Source organism: Tepidimonas ignava (assembly GCF_004342625.1).
Taxonomy (GTDB): domain Bacteria; phylum Pseudomonadota; class Gammaproteobacteria; order Burkholderiales; family Burkholderiaceae_C; genus Tepidimonas; species Tepidimonas ignava.
Genome location: NZ_SMAH01000002.1, coordinates 190,514 through 204,594 on the forward strand (window position 1 = coordinate 190,514; position 14,081 = coordinate 204,594).

At 71.6% G+C, this 14,081-nt stretch carries 11 protein-coding genes; 4 read left to right on the forward strand and 7 right to left on the reverse strand.

Annotated elements, in window-relative coordinates:
• The first annotated feature begins 1 nt into the window (after position 1).
• Positions 2 to 1,030 (forward strand): tRNA (adenosine(37)-N6)-dimethylallyltransferase MiaA, encoded by a 1,029-nt coding sequence (gene miaA / locus EDC36_RS02235; protein ID WP_132961630.1) that lies wholly within the window; start codon positions 2 to 4, stop codon positions 1,028 to 1,030.
• 48 nt (positions 1,031 to 1,078) lie between these two features.
• On the opposite strand, the gene EDC36_RS02240 is transcribed toward miaA, so the two are convergent.
• The 7 genes from EDC36_RS02240 to EDC36_RS02270 form a co-directional block, all read right to left on the reverse strand.
• Positions 1,079 to 2,035: an NAD(P)H-dependent flavin oxidoreductase gene (locus EDC36_RS02240; RefSeq protein WP_132961631.1), complete on the reverse strand. Its 957-nt coding sequence runs from the start codon at positions 2,033 to 2,035 to the stop codon at positions 1,079 to 1,081.
• A 31-nt stretch (positions 2,036 to 2,066) separates the two neighbouring features.
• Positions 2,067 to 3,857: an acyl-CoA dehydrogenase gene (locus EDC36_RS02245; RefSeq protein ID WP_132961632.1), complete on the reverse strand. Its 1,791-nt coding sequence runs from the start codon at positions 3,855 to 3,857 to the stop codon at positions 2,067 to 2,069.
• A 73-nt stretch (positions 3,858 to 3,930) separates the two neighbouring features.
• On the reverse strand, positions 3,931 to 4,875 hold the full coding sequence (locus tag EDC36_RS02250) for an electron transfer flavoprotein subunit alpha/FixB family protein (RefSeq protein ID WP_132961633.1): 945 nt from the start codon (positions 4,873 to 4,875) through the stop codon (positions 3,931 to 3,933).
• 17 nt (positions 4,876 to 4,892) lie between these two features.
• On the reverse strand, positions 4,893 to 5,642 hold the full coding sequence (locus EDC36_RS02255; RefSeq protein WP_132961634.1) for an electron transfer flavoprotein subunit beta/FixA family protein: 750 nt from the start codon (positions 5,640 to 5,642) through the stop codon (positions 4,893 to 4,895).
• Between the two features lie 164 nt (positions 5,643 to 5,806).
• Positions 5,807 to 7,120 carry a mechanosensitive ion channel family protein gene (locus EDC36_RS02260; protein ID WP_132961635.1) on the reverse strand — a complete coding sequence of 438 codons (1,314 nt, stop codon included), beginning with the start codon at positions 7,118 to 7,120 and terminating at the stop codon, positions 5,807 to 5,809.
• Positions 7,120 to 7,920: an enoyl-CoA hydratase gene (locus EDC36_RS02265; RefSeq protein ID WP_132961636.1), complete on the reverse strand. Its 801-nt coding sequence runs from the start codon at positions 7,918 to 7,920 to the stop codon at positions 7,120 to 7,122. The genes EDC36_RS02260 and EDC36_RS02265 overlap by 1 nt, the downstream gene beginning before the upstream one ends.
• A 33-nt stretch (positions 7,921 to 7,953) precedes the next feature.
• Positions 7,954 to 8,904, reverse strand: a complete 951-nt coding sequence (locus EDC36_RS02270; RefSeq protein ID WP_132961637.1) for a histone deacetylase family protein — start codon at positions 8,902 to 8,904, stop codon at positions 7,954 to 7,956.
• 60 nt (positions 8,905 to 8,964) lie between these two features.
• On the opposite strand from EDC36_RS02270, the gene EDC36_RS02275 reads away from it, so the two are divergent.
• Genes EDC36_RS02275 through EDC36_RS02285 form a run of 3 tightly spaced genes read left to right on the forward strand, consistent with a single transcriptional unit; the run spans position 8,965 to position 13,972 of the window.
• A complete protein-coding gene (locus EDC36_RS02275; protein WP_132961638.1) occupies positions 8,965 to 9,882 on the forward strand; it encodes an AAA family ATPase in 918 nt (305 codons plus the stop codon).
• Entirely contained in the window at positions 9,879 to 10,841 is a 963-nt protein-coding gene (locus tag EDC36_RS02280; RefSeq protein ID WP_132961639.1) for a DUF58 domain-containing protein, read from the forward strand. The genes EDC36_RS02275 and EDC36_RS02280 overlap by 4 nt, the downstream gene beginning before the upstream one ends.
• Complete coding sequence (locus tag EDC36_RS02285) at positions 10,832 to 13,972, forward strand: transglutaminaseTgpA domain-containing protein (protein ID WP_185971214.1); 3,141 nt, start codon at positions 10,832 to 10,834, stop codon at positions 13,970 to 13,972. Before EDC36_RS02280 ends, EDC36_RS02285 begins: the two co-directional genes overlap by 10 nt.
• The last annotated feature ends 109 nt before the right edge of the window (positions 13,973 to 14,081 follow it).

A 14,081-nucleotide genomic window follows, 5' to 3' on the forward strand; every position in this document is an offset into this window, starting at 1 on the left:
GATGACCCCGACGCCGACGTCGGCCAACCGCGTCGCCTGGTTGGCGCTGGCCGGCCCCACCGCCAGCGGTAAAACGGCGCTCGCGCTGGCCCTGGCGCAGGATTGGCCGCTGGAGATCATCAGCGTGGACTCGGCGCTGGTGTACCGCGGCATGGACATCGGCACCGCCAAGCCCAGCGCCACCGAACGCGCGCAAGTGCCGCACCATCTGATCGACATCCGCGACCCCAGCGAACCCTACAGCGCCGCCGAGTTCGTGCGCGACGCCACGGCGCTGCTGCACGCCATCCGCGCGCGTGGCCGTTGGCCGCTGCTGGTGGGCGGCACGATGCTGTATTTCAAAGCCCTGCTGGAGGGGTTGGATGAGCTGCCGCCAGCGCAGCCCGAGCTGCGTGCGGCCATCGAGGCCGAAGCGCGCGCGCGCGGCTGGCCCGCGCTGCATGCGGACCTGGCGCGGGTCGATCCGGTCACGGCCGCGCGCCTGCCCCCGCACGACGCCCAGCGCATCGGCCGGGCGTTGGAGGTGTGGCGCGCCACCGGGCAGCCCCTGTCGGCGTTGCAGCGCCGCTGGCGCGGTGCGCCCGCCATACCCGCGGCCCCCACCGTCGACGGGCTGAGCGGGTGTCTGTTGAGCCTGGAGCCGAGCCAGCGCGACTGGCTGCGCGCGCGCATCGACGCGCGGCTGCGGGCGATGTGGGACGGCGGCCTGGTGGACGAGGTGCGGCGCTTGCGCGCGCGCGCTGAGCTGCACCTGGGCCTGCCGGCCCTGCGCTGCGTGGGCTACCGCCAGGTGTGGGAAGCGCTGGACGCCGCCGGCGACGCTGCGTTGGACGCCGCCGCGCACGCCCTGTTGCACGAGCGCACCGCCGCCGCGACACGCCAGTTGGCCAAACGCCAGCTCACCTGGCTGCGCTCGATGCCGCAACGGGTGGTGCTGCCTGCCGATGCCCCCGAGGCCGAGCTGCGCCGCGCGCTGTGGCGGCAGGTCAGCGCGGCCTGGGGCCCGCCGGGCGGCGCGCCCGCCGCCTGACCCCCGCTTGGCCCGCCGCGCCGGCGCGGGCGCGGGGGAACGCCACGGTCAGGCCGCGCACAGGCGCTGGCGGGCCTGGGCGTACTCGCGCTTGAGCCGCTCGATCACCTCGGCCGCCGGGCGCACCGCATCGACCACGCCGATGCCCTGCCCGCAACCCCAGATGTCCTTCCAGGCTTTGGCCGCGCCGCCACCAAAATTCATCTTGCTCGGGTCGCTCTCGGGCAGGTGATCCGGGTCCAGCCCGGCGGCGCGGATCGACGGCTTGAGGTAGTTGCCGTGCACGCCGGTGAACAGGTTGGTGTAGACGATGTCGTCCGACGTGCACTCGACGATGCACTGCTTGTAGGCGTCGCTGGCGCGCGCCTCGTGCGTCGCGATGAACAACGAGCCGATGTACGCAAAGTCCGCCCCCATGGCCTGCGCCGCCAGCACCGCGCCACCGGTGGCGATGGAGCCCGACAACGCCAGCGGGCCGTCGAACCACTGGCGGATTTCCTGGATCAGCGCAAAGGGGCTTTTGGTGCCCGCGTGCCCCCCGGCGCCGGCCGCCACCGCGATCAGGCCGTCGGCGCCCTTGTCGATGGCCTTGTGCGCAAAGGTGTTGTTGATGATGTCGTGCAGCACCACCCCGCCCCAGCCATGCACGGCCTGGTTGACGTCTTCGCGCGCCCCGAGGCTCGTGATGATGATGGGCACCTTGTACTTTTCGCACAGCGCCATGTCGTGCTCCAGGCGGTCGTTGCTCTTGTGCACGATCTGGTTGATGGCAAACGGCGCCGCCGGCCGGTCCGGGTGCGCGGTGTTGTGCGCCGCCAGGGCTTCGGTGATTTCGGCCAGCCACTCGTCGAGCTGCGACGCCGGGCGGGCGTTGAGCGCCGGCATCGAGCCGACGATACCGGCCTTGCACTGCTCGATGACGAGTTTGGGGTTGCTGATGATGAACAGCGGCGAGCCGATCACCGGCAGCGCCAGCCCTTGCAGCGCGGGGGGAATGCGTGACATGCGGAGCCCTTGTGGTCGAGAAGGTGTTGTTTTAGAACGCGTCCAGCGGCATCGCCTTGAGGCTGTCGGCGCCGTGCACGATGGCGTCGCGCGCCGCCAGCGCGCGCGGCAGGATGTGCTCGGCGTAAAAGCGCGCGGTGGCGATCTTGGCGCGCATGAACGCCTCGTCGCGCCCAGCCGCCAGCTCCTGTTGCGCGGCCAGCAGCGCGCGCGCCATTTGCCAGCCGGCCATCACGTTGCCCGCCAGCATCAGGTACGGCACGCTGCCGGCGTAGGCGGCCACCGGGTCGCCCTTGGCCTGCGCGGCGATGTACGCCACCACCTGCTCGTAGGCCTCGCGCGCGGCCTGCAGGCGCACCTGCACGGCGCGCGCCGCTTCCGTGCCGCTGGCCGCCAGCGCCGCTTCGGTGGCCTGCACCTGGCGCGCCACCGCCAGCGCCGTGGCGCCACCGTCGCGCGCCGTCTTGCGACCGACCAAATCGTTGGCCTGGATCGCGGTGGTGCCCTCGTAGATGGTCAGGATCTTGGCGTCGCGGTAGTGCTGCGCGGCCCCCGTTTCCTCGATGAAGCCCATGCCGCCGTGCACCTGCACGCCCAGGCTGGTGACTTCGTGGCTGATCTCGGTGCTGTAGCCCTTGACCAGCGGCACCATGAATTCGTAAAAGGCCTGGTTGTGCTTGCGCGCTTCGGGGTCCGGGTGGTGGTGCGCGGCGTCGTACGCGGCCGCCGCCACGCTGGCCATCGCGCGGCAGCCTTCGGTCAGCGCCCGCATCGTCATCAACATGCGCCGCACGTCGGGGTGGTGGATGATGGGCGCGGCCCCGGCCACGCTGCCGTCCACGGGGCGGCTCTGGATGCGCTCGCGCGCGTATTGCACCGCCTTTTGGTAGGCGCGCTCGCTCAGCCCGATGCCCTGCAGGCCCACGGCGTAACGCGCCGCGTTCATCATGATGAACATGTACTCCAGGCCACGGTTTTCCTCGCCAACCAGGTAGCCCACCGCCCCGCCGTGGTCGCCAAACTGCAGCACGCACGTGGGGCTGGCCTTGATGCCGAGCTTGTGCTCGATGCTGACGCAGTGCACATCGTTGCGCGCGCCCAGGCTGCCGTCGGGGTTAACCAGGAACTTGGGCACGATGAACAGGCTGATGCCCTTGACCCCTTCGGGGGCGCCGGGGACGCGCGCCAGCACCAGGTGGACGATGTTGTCCGCCATGTCGTGCTCGCCGTAGGTGATGAAAATCTTGGTGCCGAACAGCTTGTAGGTGCCGTCACCCTGCGGCTCGGCGCGCGTGCGCACCAGCGACAGGTCGCTGCCCGCCTGCGGCTCGGTCAGGTTCATCGTGCCGGTCCAGCGGCCCTCGATCATCGGCGGGATGTAGAGCTGCTTTTGCGCCTCACTGCCGGCGGTCAGCAGCGCCTCGATGGCGCCGTCGGTCAGCAACGGGCATAACGCGAAGCTGAGGTTGGCGGCGTTGAGGATTTCGGTGCACGCGGCCCCGATCGTCTTGGGCAAGCCCTGGCCGCCGAACGCCACCGGGTGCTGCAAGCCCTGCCAGCCGCCTTCGGCGTACTGGCGAAACGCCTCTTTGAACCCCGGCGTGGTCAGCACCTGCCCGTCGCGCCACGACGAAGGGTTGCGGTCGCCTTCCCAGTTCAGCGGCGCCACCACCTCCTCGTTGAGGCGGGCGCATTCCTCCAGCACCGCCTGCGCGGTCTCAAGGTTGGCCTCCTCGAAGCCGGGGAGGCGGGCGATCTCGTCCAGACGCGCCAGGTGGCGCATCGTGAACAGCATATCCTGCACGGGGGCCTTGAAGGTCATGGGGTGTCTCCGGTCGGCAAAAAAAGGGGCATGCAGCGACGCGCTGAATGCCCTGGGTGGTTGGTGGCGGCCGTTACAGCGCCTTGACCAGCTCCGGCACGGCTTGGAACAGGTCGGCTTCCAGGCCGTAGTCGGCAACGCTGAAGATGGGCGCCTCGGGGTCTTTGTTGATGGCCACGATGACCTTTGAATCCTTCATGCCCGCCAGGTGTTGGATGGCGCCGCTGATGCCCACCGCGATGTACAGCTGCGGCGCGACGATCTTGCCGGTCTGTCCGACCTGCCAGTCGTTGGGCGCGTAGCCGGCATCGACCGCGGCGCGGCTGGCGCCGATGGCCGCGCCCAGCTTGTCCGCCAGCGGGGTGATGACCTCGTTGAACTTTTCGGCGCTGCCCAACGCCCGCCCGCCGGAGACGATGATCTTGGCCGCGGTCAGCTCGGGGCGGTCGCTCTTGGCCAGCTCGCTGCCGACGAAGCGGCTCTTGCCGCTGTCGCCCACCGCGGGCACGGATTCGACCGTGGCGCCGCCACCGCTGGCGGACGCCGCGTCGAACGCCGTGGTGCGCACGGTGATGACGTGCTGCGCGTCGCTGCTGCGCACGGTGGCAATGGCGTTGCCGGCGTAGATCGGGCGCTCGAACGTGTGCAGGTCCACCACCGCGGTGATGTCGCTCAGCTGCGCCACGTCCAGCTTGGCGGCGATGCGCGGCGCGACGTTGCGTCCGGCGGCGGTGGCCGGCAGCAGGATGTGGCTGTAGCCCGCGGCCAGCGTCAGCACCTGGGCCGCGAGGTTTTCGGCCAGACCGTGCGCCAGCGCCGCGCCGTCGGCGTGCAGCACCTTGGCCACACCGGCGATCTGCGCCGCCGCCTGCGCCGCCGGCGCGGCGCCTTGGCCTGCGACCAGCACGTGGATGTCACCGCCCCCGGCGGCTTGCAGCTTGAGCGCCGCCCCGACGGTGTTGAGCGTGGCGCCCTTGAGGGTGGCGTTGTCGTGTTCGGCAATGACGAGGATGGTCATGGTGGCGTGTCCTTTCCTCAGATGACCTTGGCTTCGTTTTTGAGCTTGTCCACGAGCGTGGCCACGTCAGGCACCTTGATGCCGGCGCTGCGCTTGGGCGGCTCGGCCACTTTGAGCGTTTGCAGCCGCGGCGCCACGTCCACCCCCAGGTCGGCGGGCTTGACGGTGTCCAGCGGCTTTTTCTTGGCTTTCATGATGTTGGGCAACGTCACGTAGCGCGGCTCGTTGAGGCGCAAGTCGGTCGTGACGATGGCCGGCAGCTTGAGCGCCAGCGTTTCCAGACCGCCGTCGACTTCGCGCGTGACCTCGACCTCGTCGCCCTTGACTTCGACCTTGGACGCGAAGGTGGCCTGCGGCCAATCGAGCAACGCGGCCAGCATTTGGCCGGTTTGGTTGGCGTCGTCGTCGATGGCTTGCTTGCCCAGGATGACCAACTGCGGCGCCTCGCGCTCCACCAGCGCTTTGAGCAGCTTGGCCACCGCCAACGGCTGCAGCTCGACGTCGGTTTCGACCAGGATGGCGCGGTCGGCGCCGATGGCCATCGCGGTGCGCAGCGTTTCCTGGCACTGCGCCACGCCGCACGATACGGCCACGATCTCGGCGGCCACGCCTTTTTCCTTCAGGCGCACGGCCTCTTCCACCGCGATCTCGTCGAACGGGTTCATGCTCATCTTGACGTTGGCGATGTCCACGCCGCTGCCGTCGGCCTTGACCCGCACCTTGACGTTGTAGTCCACCACGCGCTTGACGGGGACGAGGATCTTCATGCGTTGCTCCTGAAGGTGACCAAAGCGTGTTTGCCACGGTTGACGTTTACGTCAACGTCAACCAGGCCCCCATTGTACGGGCCCCGGCGCCGCCAGGGCCACAAAAAACGAACGGTCGTTCGATTTTTGACGATTATAGGCACAGGCCGTACGCCCCACAAGCCCTAGCCGGCGCCGCCATTCGTCGCCTGCGCGACGCCCGCACCCGCGGCGCCGCGCAGGTGCAGCACGCGTTGCGGGTACGGGATCTCGACCCCGTGCTCGCGCAGCAGCGCCAAGATGCGCAGGTTGATGGCCGAGCGCAGGCCAAGCTGGCCGTTTTCCGGGTCGGCGATCCAATAGCCCAGCGTGAACTCCAGCCCGTCGGCCCCAAACGCCGACAGCGCCGCCAGCGGCGCGGGGTCGCGCAGCACACGCGGCTGCTCCAGCGCGGCCTGCTCCAGCAGCCGCTGCACCAGGTCAACGTCGCTGTCGTAGGCGACGCTGACCACGGTGGACTGCCACACGCGCGGGTCGGACAGCGACAGGTTTTCCACCCGCTGCGTGATCAGCATCTCATTGGGCACGATCGACTCGCGTCCGCTGACCGAGCGGATGACCGTGTAGCGCGCCTTGATGTCGGCCACCACGCCTTCGAAGGTGTCCAGCCGCACCATGTCGCCGATGCGCATGCTGCGCTCGGTCAGGATGACAAAGCCGCTGACGTAGTTCGCGGCCAGTTTTTGCAGGCCAAAGCCGATGCCCACGCCGATGGCGCCACCCAACACCGACAGCGCGGTCAGGTCGATGCCCACCGCCGACAGCGCCAGCATCAACCCGACGAACAGCAACAACGCACGCGTGGCGTTGCTGGCCGCCTTGCGCAGCGACAGCGACTCGCCGCTGGCGTCGCGCAGCAGCCGCGCCTCGATGGCCGACGACACCCACAGCGCCACGATCAGCACCACTGCGGCCGACAGCGCGCCCTCCAGCAGCGTGCGCACCGACACCGTGCTGCCGCCCAACTTCCAGTGGATCTGGTCCAGCTCGGCCAACACCACCGGCAGCAGCCCGGTGATCCACGCCACCGCCGCCAGCCACGCCAGCCACGACAACGAGCGCTCCACCGGGCGCAGCCAGGCCGCGCCGCGAAACGCCACCTCCAGCACCTTGACACCAACCCGGATGACCACCAACGCGATCAGCGCGGGGATGGCCACGCTCCACACCGCGCGCGGCACCCACATCGCCGTCAACGCCCGCCCGGCGTAGGCCAGCACCAGCCACAGCAGCGGAAACAGCACGCCGTCGATGCCGCGGCGGCCAAACCAGATTGAGCGCTCGGCGTCGGGGTTGAAGGCACGCTGCAACCCGCGCACCGCAAGCCATGCCAGCGCCCACGCCAGGGCCAGCACGCCCAGCTCCAGCAGCGCGCCGGGCTGGGCAAAGGCGCGCAGCCACGCCTCCATGTCGTCCAGCGGCAGCGGCGAGCGCGCCATCACGCCCCCCCTTGGCGCCACGCCGGGGCGCGTTTTTCGATGAACGCCTGCACGCCTTCCTGCGCCACCTCGTGCATCATGTTGCACGCCATCGTCTGCCCGGCCAACTGGTAGGCGGCTTCGATGCCGGTCTCACGGTGCTGGTAAAACACCGCTTTGCCCATCGCGATGGCCGCACGCGGCTTGGCCAGGATCGACGTCACCAGCCGCTCGACCTCGGCGTCCAGTGCATCCAGCGGCACCACGCGGTTGACCAGACCGCGCGCGTGCGCCTCGCGCGCGCTGATGAACTCGCCCGTCAGCAGCATTTCCATCGCCACCTTGGTGGGGACGTTGCGCACCAGTGGCACGCTGGGCGTGGCGCAGAACAGGCCAACGTCGATGCCGTTGACGCCAAAGCGCGCTTCCTCGGCCGCCACCGCCAGGTCGCACTGCGCCACCAACTGGCACCCTGCCGCCGTGGCCAGGCCCTGCACGCGCGCGATCACCGGCACCGGCAGGCGCTGGATCTGCAGCATCATGCGCGAGCACTGCGCAAACAACTGCTGGTAGTACGCCAAGCTGGGGTTGGCGCGCATTTCCTTGAGGTTGTGCCCGGCGCAAAACGCTTTGCCCGCCGCCGCAATGACCAGCACGCGCCCGGCTTCGTCGGCCGCCACCTCGTCCAGCTTGGCCGACAGCGCCGCCAGCATCGCTTCGCTGAGCGCGTTGAAGGTCTTGGGGGTGTTGAGCGTGAGGGTGTGCACGCCGCGCGCATCACGCTGGTGCAACAAGATGGGCTCTTGCTCGCTCATCGACATGGGTCGGTCTCCTCGTTACGGGGGCGTTCGCCGTCACAGGTCGGCCAGCGTGCGCACATGCGCCTCGACGCTGCGCGCCAGCGCGCTGAGGTTGTAGCCGCCTTCCAGCACGCTGACGATGCGGCCCTGGGCATGGCGCCGCGCCACCTCCATCAACTGGCGGGTGATCCAAACGTAGTCTTGCTCGACCAGCCCGAGCTGGCCAAGGTCGTCTTCGCGGTGGGCGTCAAAGCCCGCGCTGATGAGGATCAGCTGCGGGCGGTGCGCCTGCAGGCGTGGCAGCCACATCATCTCGATGAGCTCGCGCACCTCCATGCCACGGGTGTAGGCCGGCACCGGCACGTTGACGAGGTTGGCGTCGCTGCGGTGGTCCCACTCCGGGTAGTACGGGTGTTGGTAAAAGCTGCACATCAGGATGCGCTCGTCGCCCGCGACGATATCCTCGGTGCCGTTGCCGTGGTGCACGTCGAAGTCCACGATCGCCACGCGCTGCAACCCCAGCCGCTGCAACGCGTATTTGGCCGCCACCGCCACGTTGTTGAAAAAACAAAACCCCATGGCCCGGCTGCGGCAGGCATGGTGGCCCGGCGGGCGCACGGCGCAAAAGGCGTTGGCCAGCTCGCCGCTGACCACGGCCTCGGTGGCGTCGATGGCCGCGCCGGCCGCGGCCAGCGCCGCCTCCCACGTGTGCAGGCCCAGCGCCGTGTCGGGGTCCAGCGCCAGATGCGTCGGGCCGCCGGCCTGCACGTTGTCGCGCAGCTCGTCGGCCAAACCGCGCAAGGCCGCCACGTGCAGCCGGTCGTGCGCCAGTTCCAGCTCCGCCACCGACGCCAGTGTCGCGGTGCGCTGCGCCAGCGCGTCCAGCACCCCGGTGATCAACAACCGGTCTTCGATCGCGCCCAGCCGCTGGGGGCACTCCGGGTGCCCCGGCCCCATGTCGTGGCGGGCGCAAGCGGGATGGGTGAAGTAGCCGGTCGGTTTCATCGTGGGGTCTGCCTCGGGTGGTGATGCCGGCGCGCCGCCCTTGCGGTATCGTCACCCACCATGACGTCACCACAACCGCTGATCGACGCGCTGCTGCAGCAGCTTACCACGGTCGTTTTGGGCAAGGACGAGGCGGTGCGCCAGGCGCTGACCTGCCTGTTGGCCGATGGCCATCTGCTGATCGAAGACGTGCCCGGGGTGGGCAAGACCACGCTGGCCCAGGCGCTGGCACGCACGCTGGGCCTGCGCCTGGCGCGGGTGCAGTTTACCGCCGACCTGCTGCCCAGCGACGTCGTGGGCGCCTCGGTGTGGGACCGCGAGCGGCGCAGCTTTGTCTTCCACCCCGGGCCGGTGTTTGCCGACGTGCTGCTGGCCGACGAAATCAACCGCGCCAGCCCGCGCACGCAAAGCGCGCTGCTGGAGGCCATGGAAGAGCGCCAGGTCACGGTCGACGGCGTCACGCACCCACTGCCGCAGCCGTTTTTCGTCATCGCGACCCAAAACCCGCTGGAGCAGGTGGGCACGCAACCGCTGCCCGAATCGCAGTTGGACCGCTTTTTGATGCGGCTGTCGCTTGGCTACCCCGACGCTGCGGCCGAACGCGCGTTGCTGCGCGGGCAAGACCGGCGCGAGCTGCTCAGCACCCTGCCGGCGTTGACCGACGCGGCGGGCCTGCGCGCGCTGCAGCACGCGGCGGCCGCCGTCGGCGTGGCCGACGCGCTGCTCGACACCCTGCAGGCGCTGCTGCACGCCACCCGCAGCGGGGGCCGCTTTGCGCAGGGGCTCAGCCCGCGCGCGGGCTTGGCGCTGCTGCGCGCGGCGCGTGCGTACGCGCTGCTGCAGGGGCGCGCTTACGTGGCCCCGGACGACCTGTACGCCGTGGTCGTGCCGGTGGCGGCCCACCGGCTGCGCCCGGCCCCGGGCGTGGCGCACGACAGCGCCGCGCTGCTGCGCGCGCTGCTGCAGGAGCTGGGATGACCGCCATCGATGGCGTGCGCGGCTGGCGCGGGTGGTGGCTGCGGCGGCTGCCGCGCACGCCGGCGCACCGCCTCACCCACCGCACGCTGTACGTGCTGCCGACGCGGCCAGGGTGGATGCTGACGCTGACCCTGACGCTGCTGCTGGTGGGCAGCATCAATTTTCAGCTCAACCTAGGCTACGCGCTGACCTTCATGCTGGCCGGCAGCGCCGCCGCGGCGGTGTGGAGCGCTCACGCCAACCTGCGCGGCCTGACGCTGACGCTGGGCGACGCGCGCGACGCCTGGGCCGGCCAGCCCGCGACGCTGGCGGTGCGCGTGACGGGCGCCCAACGGCCGCGCTGGGCGGTGGAGGTCGACGCCCTGGGCGGCCCGCCCGCCGTGCCGCAGGACCTCGTCGACCCCGAGGTGGTCATCGAGGTGCCGTGGGTGCCACCGCGCCGCGGCTGGCAGCCCGCGCCCCTGGTGCGCGTCGCCACCCGCTACCCGCTCGGGGTGTGCCGCGTGTGGAGCTGGTGGCGCCCCGCCACCGACATCCTGGTCTACCCCGCGCCGGAGCCCGACGCCCCGCCACCCCCGCTGACACCGAGCGGCACCGGGTCCGCCACCGCCCACGGCGGCGCCAGCGCCACCGGCTGGCCCGACGACGTGCGCCCGTGGCACGCGGGCGACTCGGCGCGCCAGGTGCTGTGGAAAAAAGCCGCCCAGGTGGACGATGACCCCACCCAGTGGTGGGTGCGCACGCCCCGGCCCGACGCCGATGGCCCCGAGCGCTGGTTGGACGAGGCGGATTGCGCGGCGCTTGACCTGGAGCGGCGCCGCTCGCGCCTGTGCGCTTGGGTGTTGCACGCCGAGCGCGCGGGCTGGCGCTACGGCTTGCGGGCGGGCGGCGTCACGGTGCCGCCCGGACGCGGCCCCGAGCATCGGCGCCGCTGCCTGGAGGTGCTGGCATGCCACTGACGCTTCGGCCCGACGTGCTGGCCACCCGCCCGCGCGAAGTGCGCGACACCCTGCTGCTGTTGGCCGTGCTGGCCTGGATCCAGGCGCTGTTGCTGGGTCACGTGCCGCTGTGGGCCAGCGCGCTGGGCGCCGCGCTGCTGCTGTGGCGCGGCTGGCTGGCCTGGCGCCAGCGTCCCCTGCCCGGTTGGCCGTGGCGCGTGGGCCTGAGCGTGGCGGCGCTGGCCGCCACCGTCGCGCAGCACCGCACGCTGCTGGGCCCGGACGCCGGCGTCACCCTGGTGGTGGTGTTGCTGGCGCTCAAAACGCTCGAGCTGCGCGCGCGGCGCGACGCCTGGGTGCTGTTCTTTCTGGCCTTTTTCGCGCTGCTGACGCCGCTGCTGCGCTCGCAGGCGTTGCCGATGGCGCTGGGCGTGGCGCTGGCGGTGTGGGGGCTGCTGACGGCGCTGGTGCTGGCGCACCGGCCGGCGGGCATGGTGCCGGTGCGTGACGCTGCCCGCACCGCGGCGCGCCTGTTGCTGTTGGGCACGCCGCTGATGGTGGTGCTGTTCACGCTCTTTCCCCGCCTGCCACCGCTGTGGGGCTTGCCGCTGGACAGCACGCTGGGCCGCAGCGGCCTGTCCGGCCAGATGCGCGTGGGCGACGTGGCGCGCCTGGCGCTGGATGACCGCGTCGCGCTGCGCGTGGCGTTCCCCGACGGGGCGCCGCCCGCGCAGGCGCTGTACTTCCGTGGGCCGGTGCTGCGCGTGTTCGACGGCCAGCAGTGGCGACCGCTGCACGGACCGCAGGCCGCGCCGGTGGTGGACGCCGCGTGGGTGCACGCCGACGCCGCGGTGACGCGCACGGCCGCCGGGCCGCCACTGCGCTACCGTGTCACGCTGGAGCCCACGCAGCGCCCATGGCTGCCGGCGCTGGAGCACACGTTGCGCGTCCCCCAGGTGCAGGGTGGCGCCCCCCACGCAGCGCCGGTGACCGCCCCCGATGGCGCCTGGTGGCTGCCCGCGCCGATCACCGACGTGCTGCGCTACGACGCCCAGGCCCACATCGACGTCGCGTGGGGCCCTCGGGCCGACCGGCTGGCGCTTCAGGTGGACCGCGAGCTGCCGCCCGGCTACAACCCGCGCACGCTGGCGTGGGCGCAAGCCCTGCGCCGCGAGCTGGGCGACCCTCCGCCCGCAGCGCTGGTGCAGGCCCTGCTGCAGCGCTTGCGCGACGGCGGCTACCGCTACACGCTGGAGCCGGGCGTCTACGGGCCGCACAGCGCCGACGAGTTCTGGTTCGACCGCAAGGCCGGGTTTTGCGAGCACATCGCCTCGGCGTTCGTCGTTGCGCTGCGCGCGCTGGACATCCCGGCGCGCATCGTCACCGGCTACCAGGGCGGTGAGTTCAACCCCGTCGATGGTCTGTGGACCGTGCGCCACAGCGACGCCCACGCCTGGGCCGAGGTGTGGTTGCCGGGTCAGGGGTGGACGCGCATCGACCCCACCGCCTGGGTGGCGCCGTCGCGCACCACCGAGGGGGCTCGGCTGCAGCCCCCGCCGGGGCCGCTGGCGCGCGCGGTGGTGCAGGTCGATCCGCGCTTGCTGCGGCTGGCGCGCGCCTGGTGGGATGCCACCAACCAGCGCTGGAACGAATGGGTGCTCGACTACGGCCCCACGCGCCAGCTGCAATTGCTGCGACGCCTGGGCTGGTCGGCGCAGGACTGGCGCGACGCGCTGCGGGCGCTGGGTGCGGTGCTGGGGCTGGCGGCCGTGGTGGGGGTGGCTTGGCTGCTGTGGCCGCTGCGCCCGCGCCGCGCCGACCCCTGGCAACGGTGGCTGCGGCTGGCCGCCCAGCGCGCCGCCGCGGCAGGTGTGGCGCTCCCGCAGCCACTCACCCCGCGGGCGCTGGCGACGGCGGTGCGTCGTCACCCGGGGGTGCCCGACGCCACCGCCCGAGCATGGGAAGCCGCGCTGCTGCAACTGGAGGCCTTGCGCTACGATCCGGCCATGGCCGCATCCCTTCCTGCTGGCGAACAGCGTGCGCTGCGCCAACGTCTGCGCGATCTGCCCACTTTGACCGCGCGCGCGCCCACGCGGCGTGCGGCCGGGCGCTGGCTGCTGGGTGCGGCGCTGGCGGCGACGCTGCCGCTGGGCGAGCCGCGCGCCCAGCCCGCCCGCACGGGCACGGGCTGGGATGAGGCGACGCTGCGTGCCCTGGCGACCTCCATCGACCGCGCCGAGGGGTGGGACGACGGCTGGGCCCAGCAATGGCTGCCCCGTGCCCGGCGCGACGCCCGGGCGCGCGCGCTCAACACTCCACCCCCTGCCACCGCCTACCCCAACTGGGCCGCGTACCGGGCGCGGTTTGTCGAACCCAGACGCATCGCCGCCGGCGTGGCGTTTTGGGCGGCGCACGCCGAGGCGCTGCAACGCGCCGAGGCACGCTGGGGCGTGCCCGCGCACGTGGTGGTGGGCATCATCGGGGTCGAGACGCTGTACGGCCGCCACCTGGGCCAGCACCGCGTGCTGGACGTGTTGACCACCCTGGCGCTGGACTTTCCACCCGAACATCCACGTGCGGCCCAGCGGCAGGCCATGTTCCAAGACGAGCTGCGCGCGCTGCTGCGGCTGGCACGCCACAGTGGCATTGCCCCGGACGCCTGGCAGGGCAGCTTCGCCGGCGCCATGGGCTGGCCCCAGTTCATGCCCAGCAGTTGGCTGGCCCACGCGGTGGATTTCGACGGCGACGGCCGCGTCGACCTGATCGGCAGCCCCGTGGACGCGATCGGCTCGGTGGCGGCGTTTTTGGCCGCGCACGGCTGGCAGCCGGACATGCCGGTGCGCTACGCCGTCACGCCGCCCACCCACCCGCAAGCGTTGGGCACGCTGCTGGCGCCGGACATCCGCCCGACGTTCACCGCGGCGCAACTGCGTGAGCTGGGCGCCGAGCTGCCCCCCGAGGCGCAGCGCCACCCGGGCCCGTTGGCGCTGGTGCTGCTGCACAACGGCGACCCCGCCGCCGGGGGCGGCGCGCCCACCTACGTGCTGGGCACGCAAAACTTTTGGGCGCTGACGCGCTACAACCGCTCCAGCTACTACGCGCTGGCGGTGCTGGAGCTGGGCGAGGCCGTGGCACGGCAGCGGCGTGCCTGAGGGGGCGGCGCGCACTGCCACCCGCGTGACACGCGAGGGGGTTTTTCCCAAGCTTTGCGGACCCGCGGTCGCGGTACGATGGGCGTCTCAAGAACCATCCGTGCCAAAG

What these genes read in the sequence shown, in the direction of transcription:
- miaA (WP_132961630.1), top strand. Translation starts at nt 2, where the DNA reads ATGACCCCGACGCCGACGTCGGCCAACCGCGTCGCCTGGTTGGCGCTG.
- EDC36_RS02240 (WP_132961631.1), bottom strand. Translation starts at nt 2,035, where the DNA reads ATGTCACGCATTCCCCCCGCGCTGCAAGGGCTGGCGCTGCCGGTGATC.
- EDC36_RS02245 (WP_132961632.1), bottom strand. Translation starts at nt 3,857, where the DNA reads ATGACCTTCAAGGCCCCCGTGCAGGATATGCTGTTCACGATGCGCCAC.
- EDC36_RS02250 (WP_132961633.1), bottom strand. Translation starts at nt 4,875, where the DNA reads ATGACCATCCTCGTCATTGCCGAACACGACAACGCCACCCTCAAGGGC.
- EDC36_RS02255 (WP_132961634.1), bottom strand. Translation starts at nt 5,642, where the DNA reads ATGAAGATCCTCGTCCCCGTCAAGCGCGTGGTGGACTACAACGTCAAG.
- EDC36_RS02260 (WP_132961635.1), bottom strand. Translation starts at nt 7,120, where the DNA reads ATGGCGCGCTCGCCGCTGCCGCTGGACGACATGGAGGCGTGGCTGCGC.
- EDC36_RS02265 (WP_132961636.1), bottom strand. Translation starts at nt 7,920, where the DNA reads ATGTCGATGAGCGAGCAAGAGCCCATCTTGTTGCACCAGCGTGATGCG.
- EDC36_RS02270 (WP_132961637.1), bottom strand. Translation starts at nt 8,904, where the DNA reads ATGAAACCGACCGGCTACTTCACCCATCCCGCTTGCGCCCGCCACGAC.
- EDC36_RS02275 (WP_132961638.1), top strand. Translation starts at nt 8,965, where the DNA reads ATGACGTCACCACAACCGCTGATCGACGCGCTGCTGCAGCAGCTTACC.
- EDC36_RS02280 (WP_132961639.1), top strand. Translation starts at nt 9,879, where the DNA reads ATGACCGCCATCGATGGCGTGCGCGGCTGGCGCGGGTGGTGGCTGCGG.
- EDC36_RS02285 (WP_185971214.1), top strand. Translation starts at nt 10,832, where the DNA reads ATGCCACTGACGCTTCGGCCCGACGTGCTGGCCACCCGCCCGCGCGAA.